Source organism: Burkholderia sp. Bp8986 (assembly GCF_003854225.1).
Lineage (GTDB): Bacteria > Pseudomonadota > Gammaproteobacteria > Burkholderiales > Burkholderiaceae > Burkholderia.
Map to the genome: position 1 here is coordinate 1 of NZ_QTQM01000064.1, position 22,816 is coordinate 22,816.

Annotated in this window: 27 protein-coding genes; 11 read left to right on the forward strand and 16 right to left on the reverse strand. The window is 66.9% G+C overall.

Annotated elements, in window-relative coordinates; genetic code table 11:
- Positions 1 to 90: 90 nt before the first annotated feature.
- The 3 genes from DID99_RS33810 to DID99_RS38090 form a co-directional block, all read right to left on the reverse strand.
- Entirely contained in the window at positions 91 to 450 is a 360-nt protein-coding gene (locus DID99_RS33810; protein ID WP_124668446.1) for a lasso peptide biosynthesis protein, read from the reverse strand.
- Positions 440 to 739: a hypothetical protein gene (locus tag DID99_RS33815; protein WP_124668447.1), complete on the reverse strand. Its 300-nt coding sequence runs from the start codon at positions 737 to 739 to the stop codon at positions 440 to 442. Before DID99_RS33815 ends, DID99_RS33810 begins: the two co-directional genes overlap by 11 nt.
- 91 nt (positions 740 to 830) lie before the next feature.
- A complete protein-coding gene (locus DID99_RS38090) occupies positions 831 to 953 on the reverse strand; it encodes a hypothetical protein (protein ID WP_260426306.1) in 123 nt (40 codons plus the stop codon).
- A gap of 552 nt (positions 954 to 1,505) precedes the next feature.
- Here DID99_RS38090 and DID99_RS33820 point away from each other — a divergent pair.
- The gene (locus DID99_RS33820; RefSeq protein WP_124524151.1) at positions 1,506 to 1,862 is read left to right on the forward strand and encodes a hypothetical protein; all 357 of its coding nucleotides are present in this window, start codon (positions 1,506 to 1,508) and stop codon (positions 1,860 to 1,862) included.
- A 264-nt stretch (positions 1,863 to 2,126) separates the two neighbouring features.
- Positions 2,127 to 2,357 carry a hypothetical protein gene (locus DID99_RS37500; protein WP_185500376.1) on the forward strand — a complete coding sequence of 77 codons (231 nt, stop codon included), beginning with the start codon at positions 2,127 to 2,129 and terminating at the stop codon, positions 2,355 to 2,357.
- 27 nt (positions 2,358 to 2,384) lie between these two features.
- Here DID99_RS37500 and DID99_RS33830 read toward each other — a convergent pair whose 3' ends face one another.
- Positions 2,385 to 3,545 carry a DUF4382 domain-containing protein gene (locus tag DID99_RS33830; RefSeq protein WP_124524152.1) on the reverse strand — a complete coding sequence of 387 codons (1,161 nt, stop codon included), beginning with the start codon at positions 3,543 to 3,545 and terminating at the stop codon, positions 2,385 to 2,387.
- Positions 3,546 to 3,907: 362 nt separating this feature from the next.
- Here DID99_RS33830 and DID99_RS33835 point away from each other — a divergent pair, with 362 nt between their 5' ends.
- Complete coding sequence (locus DID99_RS33835; protein ID WP_124668448.1) at positions 3,908 to 4,120, forward strand: hypothetical protein; 213 nt, start codon at positions 3,908 to 3,910, stop codon at positions 4,118 to 4,120.
- 58 nt (positions 4,121 to 4,178) lie between these two features.
- Here DID99_RS33835 and DID99_RS33840 read toward each other — a convergent pair whose 3' ends face one another.
- The 3 genes from DID99_RS33840 to DID99_RS33850 all read right to left on the reverse strand — a co-directional run bounded on the left by DID99_RS33840 (position 4,179) and on the right by DID99_RS33850 (position 6,474).
- Positions 4,179 to 4,478: a hydrogenase maturation factor gene (locus DID99_RS33840; RefSeq protein WP_124668449.1), complete on the reverse strand. Its 300-nt coding sequence runs from the start codon at positions 4,476 to 4,478 to the stop codon at positions 4,179 to 4,181.
- Positions 4,479 to 4,564: 86 nt separating this feature from the next.
- Entirely contained in the window at positions 4,565 to 4,987 is a 423-nt protein-coding gene (locus DID99_RS33845; protein WP_124668450.1) for an NUDIX hydrolase, read from the reverse strand.
- 98 nt (positions 4,988 to 5,085) lie between these two features.
- On the reverse strand, positions 5,086 to 6,474 hold the full coding sequence (locus DID99_RS33850; protein ID WP_124668451.1) for a nucleobase:cation symporter-2 family protein: 1,389 nt from the start codon (positions 6,472 to 6,474) through the stop codon (positions 5,086 to 5,088).
- 533 nt (positions 6,475 to 7,007) lie between these two features.
- On the opposite strand from DID99_RS33850, the gene DID99_RS33865 reads away from it, so the two are divergent.
- Both DID99_RS33865 and DID99_RS33870 read left to right on the forward strand, forming a co-directional pair.
- Positions 7,008 to 7,343 (forward strand): putative quinol monooxygenase, encoded by a 336-nt coding sequence (locus tag DID99_RS33865; RefSeq protein ID WP_124488383.1) that lies wholly within the window; start codon positions 7,008 to 7,010, stop codon positions 7,341 to 7,343.
- Complete coding sequence (locus DID99_RS33870; protein WP_124668452.1) at positions 7,340 to 8,497, forward strand: iron-containing alcohol dehydrogenase; 1,158 nt, start codon at positions 7,340 to 7,342, stop codon at positions 8,495 to 8,497. Before DID99_RS33865 ends, DID99_RS33870 begins: the two co-directional genes overlap by 4 nt.
- Positions 8,498 to 8,661: 164 nt before the next feature.
- Here the strand turns inward: DID99_RS33870 and DID99_RS33875 are convergent, their stop codons facing one another.
- A complete protein-coding gene (locus DID99_RS33875) occupies positions 8,662 to 9,570 on the reverse strand; it encodes a LysR family transcriptional regulator (RefSeq protein WP_124668453.1) in 909 nt (302 codons plus the stop codon).
- Positions 9,571 to 9,754: 184 nt separating this feature from the next.
- Here DID99_RS33875 and DID99_RS33880 point away from each other — a divergent pair, with 184 nt between their 5' ends.
- The gene (locus tag DID99_RS33880) at positions 9,755 to 10,339 is read left to right on the forward strand and encodes a putative glycolipid-binding domain-containing protein (protein ID WP_124668454.1); all 585 of its coding nucleotides are present in this window, start codon (positions 9,755 to 9,757) and stop codon (positions 10,337 to 10,339) included.
- A 20-nt stretch (positions 10,340 to 10,359) separates the two neighbouring features.
- On the opposite strand, the gene DID99_RS33885 is transcribed toward DID99_RS33880, so the two are convergent.
- Together DID99_RS33885 and DID99_RS33890 are read right to left on the reverse strand one after the other, a co-directional pair.
- Positions 10,360 to 11,352, reverse strand: coding sequence for a sulfonate ABC transporter substrate-binding protein (locus DID99_RS33885; RefSeq protein WP_124668455.1), 993 nt, complete (start codon positions 11,350 to 11,352; stop codon positions 10,360 to 10,362).
- Between the two features lie 207 nt (positions 11,353 to 11,559).
- Complete coding sequence (locus tag DID99_RS33890; RefSeq protein WP_124668456.1) at positions 11,560 to 11,967, reverse strand: DUF427 domain-containing protein; 408 nt, start codon at positions 11,965 to 11,967, stop codon at positions 11,560 to 11,562.
- Positions 11,968 to 12,327: 360 nt separating this feature from the next.
- Between DID99_RS33890 and DID99_RS33895 the strand changes: the two genes are divergently transcribed.
- Entirely contained in the window at positions 12,328 to 13,989 is a 1,662-nt protein-coding gene (locus DID99_RS33895) for an ABC transporter substrate-binding protein (protein WP_124488389.1), read from the forward strand.
- Positions 13,990 to 14,031: 42 nt separating this feature from the next.
- Here DID99_RS33895 and DID99_RS33900 read toward each other — a convergent pair whose 3' ends face one another.
- The 6 genes from DID99_RS33900 to DID99_RS33925 form a co-directional block, all read right to left on the reverse strand.
- Positions 14,032 to 14,979: a TauD/TfdA family dioxygenase gene (locus DID99_RS33900; RefSeq protein ID WP_124668457.1), complete on the reverse strand. Its 948-nt coding sequence runs from the start codon at positions 14,977 to 14,979 to the stop codon at positions 14,032 to 14,034.
- Positions 14,980 to 15,148: 169 nt separating this feature from the next.
- Complete coding sequence (locus tag DID99_RS33905) at positions 15,149 to 16,105, reverse strand: TauD/TfdA family dioxygenase (RefSeq protein ID WP_124668458.1); 957 nt, start codon at positions 16,103 to 16,105, stop codon at positions 15,149 to 15,151.
- 162 nt (positions 16,106 to 16,267) lie between these two features.
- Positions 16,268 to 17,119, reverse strand: a complete 852-nt coding sequence (locus DID99_RS33910; RefSeq protein WP_124668459.1) for an ABC transporter ATP-binding protein — start codon at positions 17,117 to 17,119, stop codon at positions 16,268 to 16,270.
- Positions 17,120 to 17,154: 35 nt separating this feature from the next.
- Positions 17,155 to 17,979: an ABC transporter permease gene (locus DID99_RS33915; protein WP_124668460.1), complete on the reverse strand. Its 825-nt coding sequence runs from the start codon at positions 17,977 to 17,979 to the stop codon at positions 17,155 to 17,157.
- A gap of 24 nt (positions 17,980 to 18,003) precedes the next feature.
- Positions 18,004 to 18,843, reverse strand: a complete 840-nt coding sequence (locus DID99_RS33920) for an ABC transporter permease (RefSeq protein WP_124668461.1) — start codon at positions 18,841 to 18,843, stop codon at positions 18,004 to 18,006.
- A 15-nt stretch (positions 18,844 to 18,858) separates the two neighbouring features.
- Positions 18,859 to 19,941, reverse strand: coding sequence for an ABC transporter substrate-binding protein (locus DID99_RS33925; protein WP_124488394.1), 1,083 nt, complete (start codon positions 19,939 to 19,941; stop codon positions 18,859 to 18,861).
- A gap of 116 nt (positions 19,942 to 20,057) precedes the next feature.
- Between DID99_RS33925 and DID99_RS33930 the strand changes: the two genes are divergently transcribed.
- The 4 genes from DID99_RS33930 to cpaB all read left to right on the forward strand — a co-directional run bounded on the left by DID99_RS33930 (position 20,058) and on the right by cpaB (position 22,552).
- Positions 20,058 to 20,399 (forward strand): hypothetical protein, encoded by a 342-nt coding sequence (locus DID99_RS33930; RefSeq protein WP_124488395.1) that lies wholly within the window; start codon positions 20,058 to 20,060, stop codon positions 20,397 to 20,399.
- 351 nt (positions 20,400 to 20,750) lie between these two features.
- Entirely contained in the window at positions 20,751 to 20,933 is a 183-nt protein-coding gene (locus tag DID99_RS33935) for a Flp family type IVb pilin (RefSeq protein ID WP_044843866.1), read from the forward strand.
- Positions 20,934 to 21,021: 88 nt separating this feature from the next.
- Complete coding sequence (locus DID99_RS33940) at positions 21,022 to 21,501, forward strand: prepilin peptidase (protein ID WP_124668462.1); 480 nt, start codon at positions 21,022 to 21,024, stop codon at positions 21,499 to 21,501.
- 19 nt (positions 21,502 to 21,520) lie between these two features.
- A complete protein-coding gene (gene cpaB, locus DID99_RS33945) occupies positions 21,521 to 22,552 on the forward strand; it encodes a Flp pilus assembly protein CpaB (protein ID WP_124524160.1) in 1,032 nt (343 codons plus the stop codon).
- Positions 22,553 to 22,816: the final 264 nt, after the last annotated feature.

The following is a 22,816-nucleotide window of genomic DNA, read 5'->3' on the forward strand; positions in this document are numbered from 1 at the left end:
GCCTCACGCAGGATCGTCACCATCTGCTCGTCGGTAAACCGGCTCTTCTTCATGACTTCCTTTCTCCGTTGGAAGCCATTCTCTCAAGTTTCAGTTGGTCCGAAAATTCCAGGGCAGGTCATGTCCGACGACCTTCTCATCCTGCCTTTTGACGCCGATCACCAGGTCGCTTGGAATGCCATGCAGAAATGCCAGGGCCTGCACGACGATGCTGGCCGAATAGCACGACGCGCCACCCATTTCGAGCAGGTCGGCCTGGTAAATGGAATCGCAGACTTCCTGAAGATAAGGTTGGTCGATACGGCCGACCGCGCCCACGTACCTGCCTCTAACCGCGCCGGGAAAGATCGACTTGAAAATACCGAGATAGGCGTCGCTGACCGGCCGACCAAGCAACATGGCTCGCACGAGGCTATGGGTGAGAAAGATGTACGCGCCGTCATTTTTCATAAAGGGCGCCCAGATCGATTAATGTGGTGACTCCATCTAAAATCAATTTCTTATCGGTGGTCGTTAGTGCTCGGCTACCTGCAATCTCATTAATAAAATCCTCCGCGCGTAGCCCCGTGTGCAATCTCCGAGAGATCGTCAAAATATCGACTGCTACCCCTGACAGACCGAAATAACTATTCTTTGTCTCGCTATAGAAGATCGTCTCACCATCAAGTAAAACGCATTCGAGCGAATAGTTCGGATAAAGCAATTTCGCGTCTTGTTCTGTCGAGTGCTTGTGTGACATGCATGCCCACTATGAGAGCATTCGCGAGGCACGCGCCCAGCCGATACTTGGGCGCGTGCCTCGTATCATCGTGTGATTCAGCGCGCTACTGTTACATACCTTTCACGCCGCGCCCGTAGAGTCCATCGCCTGGAATAGATTTCTTGGACAGAATGACGGCAAGAAACGAGCCATAGGCGACGACTTTGGTGGGTTGAATCGAGACAGCATTCATTTCACTCTCCTTCAGTAAGGAAGAATTTGCGAAAACAACTGTTCTTGATGTTGCACTTCAGGTGTTGCGGTTGAAATGCAATCGTAAGTATATAGATGGGATAGAGAAAGTAAACAATTTATTTCGGTGTGCTATATTTGAGATAATTCCTCGCGAGATATGTCACTATTTTCTGGGGATGGATGGAGATAATAGGCATGGGGAATGAATCTATTGCCGTTCCAGCGTCAGTCGCCGCGACGCAAGATTAATGATTGCAGGTCGAACGACCAAACCTGGCTTCATTTTTCGATCACCGTGGTGTCGTCAAGTCGATCGATCAAGCGTAGATCGTGCGTCGCGTATCTGTCGTATAGTCGACGCAAATCGGGCGGCAGCGCGTTGGAGAGTTCGCGATTTAGTGCGCATGCCGGGAATGTAGCTCTCGCCGCGTTTGTCGATGCCTTGCCGGCGCGCCGCTCGCCCAACGTGGTTGCGCGATGCGGGCGGGCAGCTATCGCCGGAGGCTGTCGGTGGGTTTGACGTCGCGGATTTCGCGGCGGGTCGACCGGAATGACGACGGACCTCGTCGCGTTGCTTGGGATTGCCTTCGGTTTACGTTTTCGGGCTTGGACGATCATTGGCCATCAGCTGGCCGGACCTGCACAGGTTGGCATCGCGACTGCCTCAGTTCGAGCGCTGCGAACGATGGGTGGATTGATCGGTGTTGCGGTGACCGGCGGGCTAATCTCGTTGACTCATCGGGCGGCCGCGTCAAGCGGTGCGCCGACGCTGGATGGAAGCGGCGGTTTGGCGAATGCGATTCGCTTTGGACACGTCGCGGTGTATATGTCCTCGGCGGCCACATTGCTGATCAGCTCGCGGGTCTCCACGGTATCGTTCAATGTGGCCAATCGTGGATCACGGTAGTCGCGTGCGCGGCATGTCTGCCGCTGAGGGAATGCCCATGACGTTGTCGCATTGGTCAGCCCGCCCGCCACGCGTCTGTGCGAAGCGGCAAGCGCTTCTCGGCATGCAGCGAGTGATGCGGGTCGCAGTTGAACTGGCGCGAAGCAAGGGTACGAGGAGACTCGCAACGATGGAAGTCAAACCCTGGCGAGGCTTCTCGCCCGACAGTTGGAGTCGGCTGCCTTCCGCCATTCCGCCGCGATGCGCGTCATGCAGCGACCGACCATGAAAAAGGCCCGCGCTACGCGGGCCTCGTGCAATCAGCAATTGCCTTTCTTCGCCTGTCCGGGCGGGCAGAACCCGTTCCCCGGCCCGCCCTGCGGTGCCACGACGACCGGCGGCCCCGGCACGTATGCGACGCATCCGCTGAGCGCGCCGACCACGCTCGCCGCGGCGAGCAATGCGATAACCCCTTTCTTCACTTCGTTCTCCCGTTTATTGAGGAAAGGGCCGTGAGGCCCTTTCGATGATGCTGCAGATGCGTCAGAAGCTGAAATTGACGTTCGACTGGCTGGTCGTCGCGTTGACGTTCGTCGATTGCGTTGCGCCCGACGCTGCGTCCGCTTCGATCGTGTATTGTGCCGCGGCGGTCGGCGACGCGGCCAGCGCGACCGGCAGCGAGCCCGAGTACGTGCCGACGATCGGCGCGGCCGTGGGCACGTTGAGCGCATACGTACCCGTATCCAGGTTCGCGTTGATCGACGTGATCTCGTACGCATTCGCATCGACGGTCTGCAACGCGCGCACGAACGCATTGGCGCTTGCCGTCACCGTGCCGCTGACCGTGCTCATCGTCGATGCCGGCAGCGTGATCGGGGCAGTCGACGCCGACACGGCCGTGGTCGTGTTCACCACGACCGGGACCGAGCGGACGATGCCGGACGCGAAGTTGTTCTGCACGATCACGACGTCGTAGTTGCCTTGCGTCGAGCTCTGGATCAGCGGCGACAGCACGAATTTCCCGGTGTTGTCGGCAACCGTGCCGCGGACCACCTTGCCGCCTTGTTCCGCATACACGGTCGCGCCGGCTTCGGCCGAGGCGACATAGCCGGAGATCGCGCCGCTCACGACGGTCGGGATCGCGGTGACGACCGGCTTCAGCGCATACGTGCCGTTGCCGCGCTGGACGATCGACTTGCACGCGTTGAAGTCGAGCACGAGGTCGACGAGCGTGTTCGGTTGGACCGTGAAAGGCTGGATGATCTTGTAACCGCTTTGCGTTGCGCTCGGCGTCGCGAGCGCCTGTTCCGTGCCGCCCGTCGGGACGACCGAGTTCGCGAGGGTATTGCCCTGGTTCGGCGCGAGAACGAGGCGGATCTGCTGATACTGGCCGGCCGGCAAGGCGGTCTGGCCGATATCGGCGAGCACGCCGTTGGTCAGCGACAGCAGGTCGATCTTCTGCGGTGTCGCCAGCGTGATGGTCGACCAGCCGGCATCGTTATCGGAAGCATTCCCATTCGCATTGACGCGAACCTGAGAAACGGTCACGAATACGTGATCGAAGCCGCATGACGGTGCATCGGTCATCGCGACGTGCAGCGTGCCGGTTTGCGGGCTGCCGCCATCGTCGCCGCCGCCGCATCCTGCGAGCGCGAACGGCACCGCTGCCACGCATAGTGCGGCCTTCCAGAATGTGTTGTTCATTGTTTTGTCCCCCTTCGAGGTTATTGTGCGTGCAACGAAGCATAGCCGCGGGGAACGCCCACAGTATGAGCAGCTTTGAAACGAACCGTAAATTCTGCGTCGGAGCGTAAGAACCGCTGCCCGTCGATCGATATTCGCGACGCAATGGCAGGCAATAAGACTCACAGCGAGGGAATCCTGTCCGGATCGATCGAGCAGGGCATGAGTCGCCGGGACACGGCATGTTCGCGATCGGCAAAAACTTGATCGGTGAAAGCACTAAATCCGCCCTGATTATTTCGCCGCTATAGTCGAATCACGAATGGTAGATGCGAGCGCCATGCGCCGCCGCCATTCAGGCAAAGACTGTAGACGGGTGCTGTATGAAAATCACAATCGAAAAGACCACCGGACCGGTGTGGGGTGTGGCGGCAGGCGTGTTTCTGGCTGCCGCAGGACTGAGTCTCGGCATCTTCCCGAAATCGCTGAACAGCTCGGGAACCGTAAACGACTTCCTGGCGTCCGGCGTTGCGATGCTCGGTATCTTCCTCGCCGTCTATTCCACACACGAACTACGACGAAAGCGCCTGCACTGAGCGCCGGCACGCGCGCTCCGCAAAACGCCGCAAAGATGATGCCGGGCCGATCGACGGCTCAGGAATGCGCGCGTCCTTTTGCCTGACCCGTATCGACCAGCAGATCGTCGACGAGGATTTCGCCGGCCGCGCGGCCTGCGCGCAACGCATTGCGGGTGTTGCGGAACAGGTGGCCGCCGTCGTCGGCGAGGCGAATCGGTCCGAGCAGGCGCGGCGCGCTGCCGGCCGAGTGCACCTGCACGACCGCGACGAACCCGAACCGCAGCGGGGCGGGCGGCGCGTGGTCGCGCGATTCGTCGAGCCGGAATTCGCAGCGGATATCGATCGTGTATCCGCGGTAGGTGTACGCACTGTTCATCTGCAGCTCGCTCGGAAGGGAACGCGGTGATGGACCGTGGGCGCATCATATCGGCTCGCGCGAGCCGGCGGGGGTGGGGTGTCTACCTACTCGAGGATCTCGTGCTCGTAGACGAGCTCGACGATGCGTTTCGTCGGGATGCTCGCGCGCAGTTCGTCGACGTTGTCGATGCGAAACCACTTGCACTTCTCGATCTCGTTGTTCGCCTGGGCCGTGTGCTCCGGGCCGACTTCGGCGAAGAACACGTGATGCACCTTCGCGAGCCCCGTGAACTGCATCGAATAGACGAGGTCCTGGCCGGTGATGCCGGTCTCTTCCTGTAGCTCCCGATGCGCGGCTTCGAGCGGTGTTTCGCCGCGCTTGATCGTGCCGCCGGGCAGCGCCCAGCGCGATGATGCGCGCGCAACGAGCAGGACCTGCTGTTCACGGTAGCAGACGACGGTCGCGCGTTCCTTGACGGGGACCGCACTGGCTTCCGGCGCATTCGTGGAGATGGGGGCTTGAGGCATGAACCGATTCTAGCGAGAGTCGGGCGCCCGGCCAAGCCGGGCTCGTCGAGCGCGACGCGACCCGTCGGCCGGGCCGCGTCGTCATGGAGTCCGTAGCGTTACTTCTGTTCCGGCAAGAACCAGTTCATCACGAGCGCGCAGATGCCGCCCGTCGCGACACCCGACTCCAGCACGTTCTTCAGTGCATGCGGCAGGCTGTTCAGAATGTCCGGCACTTGCGACACGCCGAGGCCGAGCGCGAGCGACACCGCGATGATCAGCAGCGCGCGGCGATCGAGCTGGACGCCGGACAGGATGTTGATGCCCGATGCGGCCACCGCGCCGAACATCACCATTGCCGCACCGCCGAGCACGGGCTCCGGCACGGCCTGCAGCGCGCCCGCGACGACCGGGAACAGGCCGAGCACCACGAGCATGCCCGCGATCCAGATGCCGACGTAGCGGCTCGCGACGCCGGTGATCTGGATCACGCCGTTGTTCTGCGCGAACACGGAGCTCGGGAACGTGTTGAAGACGCCGGCCAGCAGCGAGTTCGCGCCGTTCACGAGCACGCCGCCCTTGATCCGCCGCATCCACACCGGCCCTTCGACCGGCTCCTTCGAGATCTTGCTGGTGGCGGTGACGTCGCCGATCGCTTCGAGCGACGTGACGAGGTAGATGATCAGCATCGGCACGAACAGCGACCATGAAAAGCCGATGCCGAAATGCAGCGGCGTCGGGACCTGGAACAGCGCGGCCTGGTGCACGCCGGTGAAGTCGAGGCGGCCGAGCACGGCAGCCGCGGCATAGCCGATCACGAGCGCGATCACGAGTGCGGTGCTGCGCACCCACACGATCGGCACACGGTTCAGCAGGATGATGGTGCCGAGCACGAGGCACGACAGCGTCAGGTTCTGGGCGCTCGCGAACGTGCCGTTGGCCATCGCGCCGTAGCCGCCGCCCATGCTGATGAGGCCGACCTTGATCAGCGTGAGGCCGATCAGCAGCACGACGATGCCGGTGACGAGCGGCGTGATCAGGCGCTTCACGAACGGCAGGATGCGCGACACGCCCATCTCGACGAACGAACCGGCGATCACGACGCCGAAGATCGCGGCCATCACGGTCTCGACCGGCGTGCCTTGCTTGACCATCACGCTGCCGCCGGCGATCAGCGGGCCGACGAAGTTGAAGCTGGTGCCCTGCACGATCAGGAGGCCGGCGCCGAGCGGGCCGAAGCGCTTGCACTGCACGAAGGTCGCGATGCCGGAAATCACCAGCGACATCGACACGATAAGGGTCGTATCCCGACTCGATACGCCGAGCGCCTGGCAGATCAGCAGGCCGGGCGTGACGATCGGCACGATGATCGCCAGCAGGTGCTGCAGCGCGGCGACGAAGGCGACCATCGGCGCGGGCCGGTCGTCGGGACCGTAGACGAGGTCGTGCGACAGGTCTGCATCGTCGGCGCCGTGGGTAGTGGATCGGGCGGGGGAAGCGGGTTGCATGGCGAGCGGGCCGGACAAGGTGGAAAGTGCGGCATTTTAGCCGAAGGGCCCACCGGCGCCGCCCGGGGGGCGATGCAATAGCCGGAATTCGGAATTCTGCTCGCCGCGCTGCTGGAGCGTATCGCCGGGCCGGTCCATGCGATCCGCGCCGCGTTGCCGCTGATGCCCGCGACCGGCTCGATCGTGCTCACCGGCGGACAGCTGGCGGACGCGTCGGTCGCGCCGACGAAGTCGGCGGAGCGATCGCGTTCCTGCTGGGCAACGGCTTCATGAATGCCGAAATCCTACATGTCGACGGGGGCGGCCGGCTGGTGTGACGCGCGGGCATTCGACGGCCCTGCCGTGAACCCTTCGCGCGAAGCGTGCCGTCGCATGCATGACGCGTGCGCGGCGCAAGCGGCACCGATTCAATACAATGCGACGACGAGGCGTCGGCACCGTGTCGGGCCGCCGACTGCCGCCTTCGACGAGCGACCGCGCATGGTCGAATGACGGCCCGTCATGACGGGCCGCTGGCGAATACGGAGCGCAGCATGAACGAACCTTACCTGCAGGTCATCGCCCATTTCTTCGCGAAACCCGGCAACGGCGACCGCGTGATCGAATTGCTCGCGGAACTCGCGCCGGCCACGCGGGCCGAGCCGAAGAACCTCGACTATGCGTACTTCCGGTCGCCGGTCGATCCCGACCACATCGTGATCCTCGAGCGTTACCGCGATGCCGACGGCCTCGACGTGCATCGGGAAACGCCGCATTTCCAGCGGCTCGGTGTCGGCGCGATCATTCCGTTGCTCGATCGCCGCGACGTGACGCAGTACATGGTGCAGCCGGACACCGGCACGGCGACGCCACCGGGAGGCACCCGATGAACCCGTTTCAATTCCGTACCGTGCCGACGCAGATCGTCGAATTCGGCGCCGCGCGCCGGCTCGGCGCGCTGTTGCGCGAACGCTTTCCGGCGCTCGCGCGGCTGTGCGTCGTCACCGACGCGTTCCTGCATCGCAGCGGCGTGCTCGCGCCCGCGCTGGAGAGCCTCGCCGCGCACGGCTGGCAGGTGACCGTGATCGACGACGTGATCGCCGATCCACCCGAGCACGTCGTGCTCGAGGCGACCGCGCGGGCGGTGGCGGCCGATGCCGAGATCGTGCTCGGCCTCGGCGGCGGTTCGTCGATGGACGTCGCGAAGCTGATCGCGGTGCTCGCGCCGGGGCGGCAGGCGCTGGCCGACATGTACGGCGTCGACAAGGTTGCCACGTCCCGGCTGCCGCTCGTGCAGATGCCGACCACGGCCGGCACCGGCTCCGAAGTGACGGCCGTGTCGATCGTCACGGTCGGCGAGGCGCGCAAGATGGGCGTCGTGTCGCCGCAGCTGTTCGCGGACGTCGCGATTCTCGACGCCGAGCTGACGCTCGGGCTGCCGCGCGCGGCAACCGCCGCGACGGGCATCGACGCGATGGTGCACGCGATCGAGGCCTATACGTCGTCGCGGCTGAAGAATCCGGTGTCCGACATGCTGGCCGTGCACGCATTGACGCTGCTGTCGCGCAACCTGCTGAAGGCCTGCGACGACGGCAACGATCGCCGCGCGCGCGAAGCGATGCTGGTCGGCGCGATGTTCGCCGGCCAGGCGTTCGCGAACGCGCCGGTCGCGGCCGTGCATGCGCTGGCCTATCCGGTCGGCGGCATGTTCCACGTGCCGCACGGGCTGTCGAACGCGCTCGTGCTGCCGCACGTGCTGCGCTTCAATGCGCCGGCTGCCGCGCCGCTGTATGCGGAACTCGCGGCGATCGTCGCGCCGTCGGCCGCGGGGAGCGACGAAGCGAGAACGCAGGCGCTGATCGACGAGATCGATCGCCTGATCGTCGCGACGGGCATTCCGCGCACGCTGCGCGAGGTCGGCATCGGCGAGGGCGACCTGCCGAGGATGGCGTCGGACGCGATGCTGCAGACGCGCCTGCTCGTGAACAATCCGCGCGAGGTGACGGAAGCCGACGCGCTGGCGATCTATCGGCAGGCGTGGTGATGCGGCGCGCGTGACTGCGTGGCGGCTGCACGGGCAACGACGCGACGGCGCCGGCAAACGCGTGGCCGCATGGAATCGAATCGGATCGAATCGACGGACGGGTTTCGAGGCGAGGCTTCAGTTATCCGGAAAGCAGACGGTACCGCTCGGGCGGGTGTGCGCGCTCAGGGTTTGCTGCTGTCCAAAAGCGCCGGAATCTCCTTCTTCAGCAGATCGACGACGACCCGCACGCGCGGCGGCAGCGGCCGTTGCGCCTGGACCAGCGCGTTGAGCGCGAATGCGGGGATCGTGTATTGCGGCAGGATCTCGACGAGCCTGCCGTGCGCGAGCGCATGGGCGCAGGCCGGCGCCTGCACGACGCCGATGCCGCCGCCGGCCAGGATCGTGTCGAACATCGGGCGCCAGTGGCTCGTCGTCATCACCGTCCGGATCCGCGCGTATTCGAGCGTCTTGTCTTCACTCCGCAGCGGCAACTGCTCGTTCGCGAAGATGCCCTTGACGCGGATGAACGGGTGGTTCGCCAGATCGGCCTTCGTGTCGATCGGGCCGTGGCGGTCGAGATAGGCGGGCGCGGCCACGAGCACGCGGTCGACCTGGCCGAGCGGATGCGCGACGAATCCGCCGTCGTCGAGCTGGCCGAGGCGGATCGAGATGTCGACGCCTTCCGTGACCGGATCGACGATGTTGTCGTTCAGCACCAGGTCGATGTTCAGTTGCGGATACGCGGTGCGGATATGCATCAGCGCCTGCGGAATCACGACCTCGCCGAAGCATTGCGGCGCGGCGAGCCGGATCGTGCCGCCGAGCGTGTTTTCCGTTTTCGATACCGCTGCGATCGACGCTTCGGCCGCTTCGAGCAGCGCCTTGCTGTGTTCGTAGAAAATGCGGCCTTCGTCGGTGCACGTGAGCGTACGCGCACTGCGCATCAGCAGACGTGTGCCGAGACGTTTTTCGAGCTTTTCGATGCGCTCGCTGACGGCCGGTTGGCCCATGTCCAGATCCCGGGCCGCGCCCGACATCGTGCCGCGCTCGACGACCCTGACGTAGATGCGCATCGTCGCCAGCAAATCCATGAAATCACGCCCCTTGTCCGGTTCGGGTGATACCGAGCGGTGATGGTACCAAAGCAGGACCGGTACCGAAGGTGCGCGACGAGCCGATACTCGGTATCGGTACCAAGGCACGCGCCAGACAAAGGCCGTGAGATCATCGACGCCGTGAGCGAAAATCCGGCTCATGCGATCGACGGGAGCCGACATGACACAACGGGACGAAGCGGCGCGCACGCGCTGCGTCGCATGGCAGATCGCGCAGACCTGGCAGGCGGCCGAATGGTGCCGGCTCGCCGAGACGCGTGCGGGCATCGACCTGTCGGGAGCAGTGGCGGGCGCGCTCGACGGCACGCCGTTTCGCGTCGACTATGCGATCGTATGCGGCGCCGACTGGCTGACGCGCTCGGTGCGCGTGACATACTGGCTCGGCGCAGCGCCGCCCCGGCCACTCGCGATCAAATGCGACGCGGGGCACTGGACGATCGACGGCGACGCAGCGCCGGCCCTCGCGGGCGCGACCGACATCGATCTCGGCTTCAGTCCGTCGACCAATACGCTGCCGATCCGGCGTCTCGGGCTGGCGGTCGGCGCATCGGCCGTCATACATACCGCGTGGCTGCGTTTTCCGTCGTTCGAGATCGTGCGAGGCGAGCAGCGCTATGCGCGCACGGCGGAGCACGTGTACCGCTACGAGAGCGGCACGTATGCAGCCGATATCGCGGTCGACGACGCGGGGCTCGTCACCGATTACGACGAATGGCGGCGCATCGGCGCGACGCGTTCGCCGTAACGCGTCGCAGCAGCGGTGCGTCAGCGCGCGTTGGCGACGGTCACCTTGCCGGGAATCAGCTTCAGCGTGCTGAACGCGTCGGCGATGCCCTGCTGGTACGCCAGCGTCGCATCGGTGACGGGCTGCACGCCGTAGCCGGCACGCTTGAGCGCGACTTCGAGCGTCGGCGCGTCGAGGCCGACGAGCGGCGACAGTTGCGCGGCGACTTCCGGCACATGGTCGCGCCCCCAGCGATCGACCGCGTCGACTTCCTCGAGCAGCGTGCGCAGCACCTGCGGCTGCGCGGCCGCATACTTGCGCGCGGCGAGGTAGTACTGCGTGTTGCGCACGAGCCCGTCGCCGTCCGCGACCACGCGTGCGCCGAGCTGCCGTTCGGCCGCGGCCAGGTACGGATCCCAGATCACCCACGCGTCGACGTTGCGCTGCACGAACGCGGCGCGCGCGTCGGCGGGCGTCAGGTAGATCGGCTGGATGTCGGCATACGTGAGGCCCGCATGCTCCAGCGCCTTCACGAGCAGGTAGTGGACGTTCGAACCCTTGTTGAACGCGACCTTCTTGCCGCGCAGCTGCGCGACGGTGCGGATCGGCGAATCGGGCAGCACGACGATCGCCTCGCCGTGCGGCGCGGGCGGTTCGTTGCCGATATAGACGAAATCGACGCCCGCGGCCTGCGCGAAGATCGGCGGCGTTTCGCCGACCGTGCCGACGTCGATCGCGCCGGCGTTCAGCCCCTCGAGCAATTGCGGACCGGCCGGGAATTCGAGCCACTGGACCGCCACGCCCTGGCTTGCGAGCCGCTTCTCGAGCGTGCCGCGCGCCTTGAGTATGACGAAGTTGCCGTATTTCTGGAAACCGATGCGCAGCCGCTTGTCGCTGCCCTGAGCCAGTGCAGGCATGCCCGCGAGCGGGCCGAGCGCGAGCCCGGCCAATCCGGCGGCCGCGCCGTGCAGCCACTGGCGGCGGCGGGGGTTTGCCGGGGTCGTTTCAAGATCTGCGTGCGGTAGGTCGTTCATCGAGGCGTCCTGCTGGCGGGTTCACGGGTCGCGCGGGCTGTCGGCGCGACCGGCACGGGACGCAGCCGGATGCGGTCGATGCGCGCGGCCGGCCGCGCCCGCGCCGGATGGACGACGATACGGCCGCGCGGGCTGGCGGCCAACCAACGAATCCGCATATGCAAATCAGCGGGCGGACAATACGTGAACGCCGGCGCGGCGCCGCGCTCAATCGGTGCCGAGCGGGCTTTCCTCGATCGCGTCGACGCGATCCGGATAGAACGCGAGGTGCGCGCGGATCGATTCGACGGCCGGGTTCGGATGCTCGTACGTCCACACCGCGTTGGTCGAGCGTGCGCCGCCGACGGGAATCGAGTAGTACGCGCAATCGCCCTTGTACGGGCAGTACGTCGCATGGTCGGTGCGTTGCAGCAGCGCCATGTCGGCATCCTCGCGCGGAACGTACAGCACGGCCGGATAGCTGGCTTCGCGCAGCGCGAGCGCACGGCGCGTATCGGCGACGATCTTGCCGGCCACCTTGACCACGACGCGCGACGGGTGCGGTTCGATCGTGATCGGATGATCGGGGCCCGGCGACTTCACGGGACGAGAGGGCGTAGCGGGGTTGAGCGACATCGTGGGTCCTCCAGGAAGGGGCGGCGCGCCGGCAGGCACGCCGCGCCGGAACGCGTGCGCCGGGCGTATCCCCGCGCACCGCTGCCGGCGTTGACCAACCGATACGATGCGCCCATTCCGGAGAACCTGCAGGGGGCCGGAAGGACGCGTCGCGAACGGCGTCGATGCACGACGCGGGGCGGGCCGCTGCAGCGGCATTCGCACGCATGTCCGCGGTGCTCGCGCGGACGTTTCCATGCGGCGGCAGCGGGATGCATCCGCGGCGATAAGCAACGCGGAATTAATTGGTAAGCGATCGGCGGGCGGCGCGCGAAGATCGGCGGTCGTCATTCGCATGACAGTCCTTCCCTGACCGCCACCATGAAGATTCCATTCGTTTCATCGGCCGCGCATCGTGCGCGGCACACCTCCGTTGCCGTTGCAGTGCTGCGCGGCGTGGCCGCATCGCTGCTGCTCGCCGGCACGGTCACGCATGCGTTCGCGGCGCCGGCCGGCAAGACGCTCGTGTACTGCACCGAAGGCAGCCCGGCCGGCTTCGATCCGGGCCAGCACACGACCAGCACCGATTTCGACGCAAGCACGTACACGGTCTACAACGGGCTCGTGCAGTTCAAGCGCGGCACGCTCGATCTCGTGCCGTCGCTCGCGACGAGCTGGGACGTGTCGTCCGACCAGCGCGTCTACACGTTCCACCTGCGGCGCGGCGTGAAGTTCCAGACGACCGCGTGGTTCACGCCGACGCGTCCGTTCCAGGCGGACGACGTCGTGTTCACGTTCCGCCGGATGCTCGATCCCGACGATCCGTTCCGCAAGGCCTACCCGGTCAGTTTCCCGTACTTCAGCGATCTCGGGTTCGACCGCAACATCGAGCGCATCGAAAAGCTCGACGACGATACGGTGCGCTTCGTGCTGAAGCAGCCCGACGTCGTGTTCGTGCGCAATCTCGCGATGGCGTTCGCGTCGATCCTGTCGGCCGAATATGCGTCGCAGTTGACGGCGCGCCATCGCGAAGCCGACATCAACCAGCTCCCGGTCGGCACGGGACCGTTCCAGCTGCGCGCGTACCAGAAGGACGCCGTGATCCGCTACGACGCGAATCCCGACTACTGGAAGCCGGACGACGTGAAGCTCGCGCATCTCGTGTTCGCGATCACGCCCGATCCGGCCGCGCGCCTGCAGAAGCTCACGGCCGGCGAGTGCCAGGTGTCGGTGTTCCCGCGGCCGGCCGATCTCGAAACGGTGCGGCGGGATCCGAAGCTGACGCTGTTTTCGGGGACGGGCTTCAACGTCGGCTTCGTCGCGTACAACACGCAGCATCCGCCGCTCGATCGCGTCGACGTGCGGCGCGCGCTCGACATTGCGATCGACAAGACGGCGATCATCAAGACCGTGTTCAACGGCGACGCGACGATCGCGACGAACCCGATGCCGCCCGCGCAATGGTCGTACAACCCGCGCCTGAAGGATGCGCCGCGCGATCCGGCCGCCGCGAAGGCGCTGCTCGCGCAGGCGGGATTCCCGAACGGCTTCGACCTCACGCTGTGGGCGATGCCGGTGCAGCGCCCGTACAACCCGAACGCACAGCTGATGGCGCAGCTGATCCAGCAGGACTGGGCGAAGATCGGCGTGCGCGCGAAGATCGTCAGCTACGAGTGGGGCGAATACAATCGCCGCGCGAAACGCGACGGGCAGCACGACGCGATCCTGTACGGCTGGTCGGGCGACAACGGCGACCCCGACAACTGGCTCGGCACGCTGCTCGGCTGCGAGGCGGTGCACGGCAGCAATCTCGCGAAGTGGTGCAACGCGGATTTCGAGCGGCTCGTCAGCGCGGCGCGCACGAACTCGGACGTCGCGAAACGCACGTCGCTCTACGAGCAGGCACAGGTCGTCTTCAAGGATCAGGTGCCGTTCACGCCGATCGCGACGTCGATCGTGTCGCTGCCGATCTCGAAGCGCGTGCACGGGCTGACGTTCTCGCCGCTCGGCGGGCACCGGTTCGACGGCGTGTGGCTGGATTGAGGCAGGAAGCCGGCGCGGATGCGCCGGCTGTCGACACGGCGGTCAGTTCAGCGCGACCGCGGCCGCTGCCTCGACCGGCGAGCCTTCGAGCGCGACGGACGCCCGGCCGTCGGGGCCGACCGGCACGTCGCCGATGAGCGTCGTGCGGTAGAGCTGGCGATCGAAGTCGAGATCGAAGATGTCGACCGGCGCGAGATGCGCGGTCGCGCGGTTGTCCCAGAACGCGATGCTGCGCGGCTCCCACTTGAAGCGGATCGTGAATTCCGGCCGCGTCACGTGTTCCCACAGCAGTTCGAGCAGGGCCTGGCTCTCGCGCGGCGTGAGCCCGACGATCGACTTCAGGAAACTCGGGCTCACGTACAGCGCGCGTTCGCCGGTCTCCGGATGCACGCGCACCAGCGGATGCTCGGTCACGAGCGGGCGGCGCTCGACGGCTTCGTCGAATGCGCCGGTCGCGCGTGCACCGGGCGGCGGCGTGAAGCGATGGATGCCGCGCAAGCCGTCGACGAAGCCGCGCAGCGGTGCGGACAGCGTTTCATAGGCGCGCACGAGGTTGGTCCAGTGCGTGTCGCCACCGTACGGCGGAGTCGTCACGCCGCGCAGGATCGACGCCCACGGCGGATTGACGGCGGCCGTCACGTCGGTGTGCCAGCCCGTCCACGGCCGGCGTACCGGCTCGCCTTCGAAACGCGTCGCCTTGCGATGCTTCGCGATCGAATAGACGGCCGGATGACCGTCGACGTGGCCGAACACCGGGTGGCCGACGGTCGGCTCGCCGAACTGCGCGGAGAACGCGACATGCTGCTCGTGCGTGAGGAACTGCTCGCGGAAGAAGATCACGCGCCATTTCAGCAGTGCGGCGCGAATCGCGGCGATCTGCGGCGTGGTCAGCGGCTGGGTGAGGTCGATGCCGCGGATCTCCGCGCCGATGTGGGCGGACAGCGGGATCACGTCGACCGGCTCGGCGGCGGGTACGGGTAGGGCGCTCATGCGACGCTCCTGGCGGAAGTGAACGGGGCGGACGGACGGCGACATCGTTGCGCATGCAAGCGTCGGCCCGGTGGCGGGAAGGTCATGGTCGGATCCTCCGGTCGGGAAGGCGGGAATGCAGGGTGGCGCCGGCACGGTGGCGGCTTCGGTCGCCACCGTGCGGCGAACGTCATTGCAGCGTCGCGCCCGGCCCCTTCAGCACGACACTGCGGCGGCCGTCGATGCCGACCGGCACGTCGCCGTGAACGGTCGCGCGACGCACGACGCGGCGTGCATCGCCGTAGTCGTTGATCGCGTAGTGCTGCGTCGCGCGGTTGTCCCAGATCGCGACGTCGCCTTGCTGCCAGTTCCAGCGCACGGTGTTCTCGAGGCGCGTCACGTGTTCGTGCAGCACCTGCAGCAGATGGGCGGAATCCTGCGACGACAGCCCCTTGATCTTCTGCACGAAGTGTCCGAGCACGAGCGTGCGCTCGCCGGTCTCCGGATGCACGCGCACGACCGGATGTTCGGTTTCGTAGACGGTCGACGTGAACACTTCGCGGTAGCGCTTCAGTTGCGTGTCGTCGGCATGCACGTGCGTCGACGCGTAGTCGTACGCGTTCGTGTGCACCGCCCACAGCGTGTCGGCGAGCGCGCGCAGCGACTCGGGAAGATGCGTGTATGCGGCCGCCGTGTTGGCCCACACGGTGTCGCCGCCGAACGGCGGAATCACGACCGCGCGCAGGATCGACACCTTCGGGTATGCGTCGACGAACGTCACGTCGGTGTGCCACGAATTGGCGCGCGCGCCGTGCGCGGAATCGAGTTCGAGCAGGTGCGCGCTGCCGTCGACGGAGGGCACGGTCGGGTGGGCGACCGTCTCGCCGAAGCGGCGCGCGAAGGCTTCCTGCGCGGTGTCGTCGAGATGGCCCTGGTTGCGGAAGAACAGCACCTTGTGGCGCAGCAGCGCGGCCTGGATCGCGTCGAACGTCGCGTCGTCGAGCGTGCCCGACAGCCGGACACCGGCGATTTCGGCGCCGATCCGGCCGGCGACCTGGCGAAGCTGAAGCGGGACGGCGGTCGTGCGCGGCGCGGCGGCGTGCGAAGCATGCGATGACGGGTGAGCGGCGTGCTGGACTTCGGACATCGGGAGTCTCCTGGGTCGGGTCGATCGAGTCTCCATTCAAGCAGGGACCGCGCGGAACCGGAACCGATGAATCGTCACAACCTTAGTGCGCGCCGTGATGATCGATATGTGTCGGCATGCTGAGCGTTTCGGGCACGGCATCGGGCCCGCCGCGTGAGCGCATCACCGCGCGAGCCGCCATGCGCCGATCCGGTGCGCATCGAGCGCCTCGTCACGGTTTGCCCGGCTGCCGCTGCCGCCGTTGCCGGGCGGTTCGAGATCGTCGAAATCGGCGAGCACCGCGTCGCGCAGCCGCGCGAATTCCGGCGAGTCGCGCCGGCGCGGGCGCGGCAACGCGACGTCGAGGATGCGCTCGATGCGTCCCGGACGCGGCGCCATCGTGACGACGCGATCGCCGAGATACACGGCTTCGTCGACGTCGTGCGTGACCAGCACCATCGTGATGCGTTCCTGTTCCCAGATGCGCAGCAGTTCGTTCTGCATCCGCGCGCGCGTCTGTGCATCGAGTGCGCCGAACGGTTCGTCGAGCAGCAGCACGCGCGGGCGATTCACGAGGCCGCGCGCGATCGCGACGCGTTGCGCCATGCCGCCCGACAGCTGGTTCGGGTACGCATGCTCGAAGCCGTTCAGCCCGACGAGCGCGATGTGCTCGGCTACCGCGCGCCGCCTGGCCGGCGCGTCGAGCGGCGCATTACGCAGTGCGGCCTCGATGTTCTGCGCAACCGTCAGCCACGGGAACAGCCGGTGATCCTGGAACACGATCCCGCGCTGCAGCGACGTGTCGCGCACCGTTTCGTCGCCGGCGCGGATTTCGCCCGCGTAGTCGGTATCGAGCCCGGCGATCAGGCGCAGCAAAGTCGACTTGCCGCAGCCGCTCGCGCCGACGATCGTGACGAACTCGCCGGCACGCACGTGCAGCGACACGTCGTCGAGCACGGCGAGCGATGCGCCGCGTTGCGCATAGCGTTTGCTCACGTGGAGGATATCGAGCGAATCGGAAGCGAGAGTCGTCATGGCGGAAAGGGAAGCAACGGGAAGGAAGAGGGCGATCAGCGGCGCAGCTCGCCGCGCCGGGCCAGCACCTTGCGCTCGATCGCACGCGCAACCGCGTTCAACGCCCAGCCGGTCACGCCGACGACGATGATCCCGAACAGCACGAGATCCATCCGGAATTGCTCGCTGCCGTCGATCAGCGTGTTGCCGATCCCGGCGCCCGCGACGAGCAGGTACTCGGCGCCGAGCGTCGCGAGCCACGAGTAGATGAGGCCGAGATACAGCCCGGTGAAGATCGACGGCAGCGCGGCGGGCAGGATCACGTGGCGCACCAGCTGAAGCCGCGAATAACGCAGCGCGCGGGCCACGTCGACGTACGTGCGCGGTACCGCATGAATGCCGTCGCACGTATGCGCGGCGACCGGCAGCAGCGCGGCGAGCGACAGGAACACGACCTTGGCGACGTCGCCGAGGCCGAACCAGACGGAAATCAGCGGAATCCACGCGAACAGCGAGATCTGCTTGAACGTGTCGAAGCTCGGGCCGACCATGCGCGCGGCGACGCGCGACAGTCCGAGCACGGTGCCGAGCAGCAGGCCGCCGGTCGCGCCGATCGCGAAGCCGCACGCTTCGCGCGTGAGCGATGCCGACAATGCACGTGCCAGCGCGCCGCTGGTCGTCTGGGTCCACGCTGTGTGCAGCACGTCGGCCGGGCCGACCAGCAGCCCGCTCTTGACGAGGTGCGCGGACGACACGGCCCACCAGAGCGCGAGCGTGGCGAGTGGCAGGACGAAACCGCGCCAGTCGGGCACGGGAAAGCGACGTGCGATCCTGACGGCGGGCGGTGGGGCGTCCGATGCGGACGTGGCGTCAAGCGGCATGGGAGGAGAATCCTTGAATCGGGTTCAACCGCGGAATGCGGACGGCACGCCGCGGCGCAGCCGTGCTTCGAGCGCGTCGAGCAGCCGGTTGATCGCGAGGCCGACCGCGCCGACCACGATCACCGCCGCCATCACGAGATCGAGCTGGAACAGCTGGCGCCCGTACACGATCAGGTAGCCGAGCCCTTCCGACGACGCGACGAGTTCGACGACGACGAGCGCGAGCCACGATTTCGTGAATGCGAGCCGCACGCCGGTCGCGAGCGTCGGAATCGCGGCCGGCAGCACGACGTGGACGATGCGCTGGCGGCGCGTATAGCCGAACACGCGCGCGGCTTCATCGAGCGCGGGCGGCGCGTGGCGGAACCCCTGCAGCGTGCTCATCGTCACGGGGACGAGCGCCGCATGCGCGATCAGCAGGTACTTCAGCGGCTCGCCGACGCCGACGAGCAGCAGCAGGAACGGCAGCCAGCCGAGCACGGGAATCTGCACGAGCGCATTGAAGCCGGGCAGCACGTAGGCTTCGAGCGTGCGCGACAGGCCGAGCGCCGCGCCGGTCGCGAAACCGAGCAGCGTGCCGGCCGCGAAGCCGACCAGCACGCGCTGCAGGCTGATCAGCGTGTGGCGCGCGAGATCGCCGCTGGCCGCGAGCTCGGCGAGCGAGTCGGCGACGTGTGCGGGCGGCGGCAGGATCTGCGGTGCGATCCAGCCGCGCGCGCTACCGACGGTCCACAACACGAACAGCAGCGCGGGCAGCGCCCACGGCGCGAGCAGCCACGCCACGCGCTTCGCGGCCGCCGCGCGGGACGGCACGGCGCGCGCGTGCGGGTCGGACGACGGAATCGGGATCGCGGTGTCGCTCATCGGGGCGGGTCCGGGTCAGGAGAGGGGCTTGCCGGCCGCGTCGTAGCGCGGCCAGTAGTGCTCGAGGTGCTGCGCGCGCAACGCGTTGTCGAGATACTTCGGCTCGAACCAGCCGTCGACGTCGACCGGCTGGCGGATCAGTTTCAGCTTCAGCGCGTCCTGGGCGACGGCCTTGTAGCGCGCGACGAGGAACGGATCGATCAGCGGCGACAGGCGGTCCTTCAGGCGCTGGTTCGCGTAGTCGGCCTGCCACGACGCATACGGCACGCCGCTTTTTTCCCACAGCCTGAACAGCGCATCGCGGTTCGCTTCGTCGGACGACCATTGCGCACCCTTGACCAGCGCGTTGACGACGCGTTGCACGATGTCCGGATGCGCGTGCTCGAAGTCGTCGAGCACGAGCAGGTGGGTCTGCCGCGTGTATTGCGGGCCGTCGTTCTGCGATTCGTAGATGATTTTCGCGAGGCCCGCGTCGCGCAGTTTGTACAACTGATAGTCGCCCACCGACGCGTCGATGCCCTTCGACGCGAGCGCGGCGAGCGAACTCGCGGAGTCGAGGTTGATCACGCGCAGGTCGCGTTCGCCGAGGCCGTTCTTCGCGAGCGCGTTGTCGGCGACGAGCTGCAGGTTCGTGCCGCGGAAGATCGACACGCGGCGGTCCTTCAGGTCGGTGATCGAGCGGATACCGGAGTCGGGCGGCACCGCGATCTTGACGCCCGAGCGCACGCTCGCGGCGAGCAGCAGGCGCGTCCTGATGCCGTTCGAGCGCGCGAGCACGGCCGGCAGGTCGCCCTGGTAGGCGAAGTCGAGCGCCTTGTTGGCGATCGCCTCGTTGACGGCCGGGCCCGCACCCTTGAAGAACAGCCACTGCACCTTGATGCCGTCGGCCGCGAATTCCTTTTCGACGAGTTGCTGCAACTGCGCGGTGGCCGCGCTCGACCCGCCGAAGGTCGGCGGATCGCCGGTGCCCTGCTGCGCGACGCCGATGCGGATCGTGGCGGGCTTGTCGGCGTGCGCGGCGGCAGCGGGCAACGCAACGAGGGACGCGATCAGCAGCGATCGCAGCAGGCGCAGTGGAGACGGGAATCGGTCGATCATGGTGCGTTGGATGGTGAGGACTCGAAATCGGGCCGGCGGGTGTCGAACCATTCTGGAGGACGCCTCGGGCGCGGGACAAGCAACGATTTGAACTATGCTTATCGCCGCGTTTCGGGTTGGCAAATCATGCATGGCGCCGATTGGAAATGGCGAGGCGGGCGAGCGCGGCGTGCGGATCGCGCACGCCGATCGGCGGCGAATCGAGCGTCGGTGACAGCGGCGCCAATCCGGATCGGGCAATGCGATCGGGTGCGCAAAATTTTCCGGATCATGTCGGCGCGCACGAAAAAGATGCCGGGAAACGCACGCGCGAGTCCGTTTCAGGTTCGAACAGGAAAATCACGCGGCATATCGGAAAACTGAATAAAAATCATCGAATTGCAACGGCGTCGGCAACGATGCATCCCGGTATTAACATTCTTACTGCACGCCACGCCGGGCTTGTTGCATCATGCTGAAAAGCGGCAAATGGCATGCGCGAATTTCATCGCTGAAGTGCACCGCCCATAAATACACTCTGACGCTAAATAATTTGAAATCGCCAAAAAAATTGTCTATACCCTAGACGAATCAGTGTGAATTGCATTGTGCCAATGCAGCTATGCAACAAGCGCGCGGAGTAGCGGCGGATTCCATTGCCGACCACCGCGCGTTGCAGCGATCGAATGGATTCCGGGGGATGCGCATGGCCCGACGACAGGGCTGCCGCATGAGTCGTGAATGGGCGAAAACGCCGTGCGTGCCACCGAAGCAGCGCCGCTTCTTTTCACTCAACGGTCGATCACCGACCCCGTCACACGGAGGTTGTCATGCTGCAATACGTCAAGACCTTGCTGCGCGATGAACGCGGCGTCAGCTCGCTCGAGTACGCGGTTCTGGCCGGCATCGTCGTGGTCGCACTGGCGGCGGTCGGGGTGATCCTCAGCAGTACATCCGGCGGCTTGCCGGCCGTGTTCACCGCGCTGATCAACAAGGTCACTGCGCTGATCTGATCTCCTGAACCCGCGCGCCGCCGACGAACACACGGATCCGCAGCGGTACGACGTATCCAGCCGGGGCGCGCCGACGGACGGCTCTCCGATGCTCTTTCTCGTACAGTCGGCGGCGACGCTCGTGCTGGTGTCGCTCGCGACGCAGGATGTGCGCGCGCGGCACCTCTCCAATCGCGCGGTGCTGGCGTTCGCGATGCTGTATTTCGTTGCGGCGGCACTCGCGCGCGAAGGGCTCGCGCACCTCGCCGGTCACGTGGCGACCGCCGCGGCGATGCTGCTGCTGTTCGCCGGCCTGCGTCACGCGGGCTGGATCGCCGGCGGCGACGTGAAGCTCGCGGCGGCGGTATTCCTGTGGGCCGGCCCGGCGCTCGCGTTCCCGGTGTTGACGATCGTCGGTGCGAGCGGCGCCGCGTGCGGCGTCGCCGCGCTCGCGGCCGTCGCATGGCAGCGTCGCGCCGCGCCGGCGCGTACGATCGCGACGCGCGGCGTGCCGTACGGGATCGCGCTCGCGCTCGGCGGGGCGCTGGCCGTCTGGGCGCCGTTCCCTCACGCGGTTTCGCTTGCCTAGACCGGGGACGCACGCCGCCATGCCCAAACCCCTGAGAATGACCGTGCTGATCATTGCTGCCGCGATCGGCGCGTTCATCCTGCGCCAGCTGTATGTCGCCGCGTCGACGCCGCCGGTGCCCGGCGAAGCGGCCGAGGTGCGCGTGCGCGTCGCGGCGGCGGACCTGCCCGAAGGGCTGCTGCTGCGCGACAACGATCTCGCGTGGAAGCGCATGCCGCGCACGCAGGTGCCGGCCGGTGCGTTCGTCGAGTCGCAACCGGGCGCGGACCTGAAAGGCGCGCTGCTGCGCAATCGTGTCGACGCCGGCGCGCCGATCCGTGCGGACAACGTGATTCCGGGCGCCGCGCCGGATTTTCTCGCGGCCGCGCTGCAGCCCGGCATGCGCGCGATCTCGGTGCCGGTCGACGACGTGTCGGGCAACGCGGGGCTGATCCAGCCGGGCGACTTCGTCGACGTGGTGCTCACGCAGGAGATCGGCGGTTCCGCGACGTCGCCCGGCACGTTCGAAGCGGAGACGGTCGTGCGGCGCGCGCGCGTGCTCGCGGTCGGCTCGGAATTCCAGCGTGCGAAGACGCCTGCGAGTGCGCCGGACGTGCCGGCCCGCGCGCGCACGGTCACGCTCGAGGTCGCGCCGCGCACCGCGCAGGTCGTGCTGGTCGCGACGCGCCTCGGCTCGCTGTCGCTGTCGCTGCGCAGCTTCGCGACGAGCGATCGCCGGCAGGCGGCGGGCGGCGACGAAGCGGAGCCCGATACGCCGCCGGTGTGGGCCGGCGACGTGTCGCGCGCGGCGCGCCGTGCGCAGCCGGCGCAGCCCGCGAGAACGGACGCCGACACGCGGCCGGCGCCGCAGGGCAATACGGTCGTGATCTATCGCGGCTCGTCGGTCGACGACGGGTCGCGCGGCACCGGCACCGGCACGCCGGGCTTGCCGCCGCTGCCGTCCGGTTGGATGGGCACGCTGGTTGCGCCGGCGGCGCCCGCGGCACCCCCGGGCGGCAATGTCGCCGCGGATGCGACGGCGCAGGTGCCACGGATCGCGGCGCCGCAGTGAGCAGTGACGATTCGGGCCGGCCGCCCGGCGGCCGGCATTTGACGGGAACACGCATGGTGCGCATGGTTCGTTGGATGGCTTTCTGGTGCCTGGCCTGCATCGTCGCGCCGGGCGTGGGGGGGGGGGGGGCGGGGGCGCGGGCGGGCGCGGGCGGGGGGGGGGGGGGGGGGGGGGGTGGGGGGGGGGGAGGGGGGGGTGGGGGGGGGGGAGGGGGTGGCGCCCCGCCGCCCCCCCCCCGGGGCGCGGAGAGTGAGCCGCCCGGAG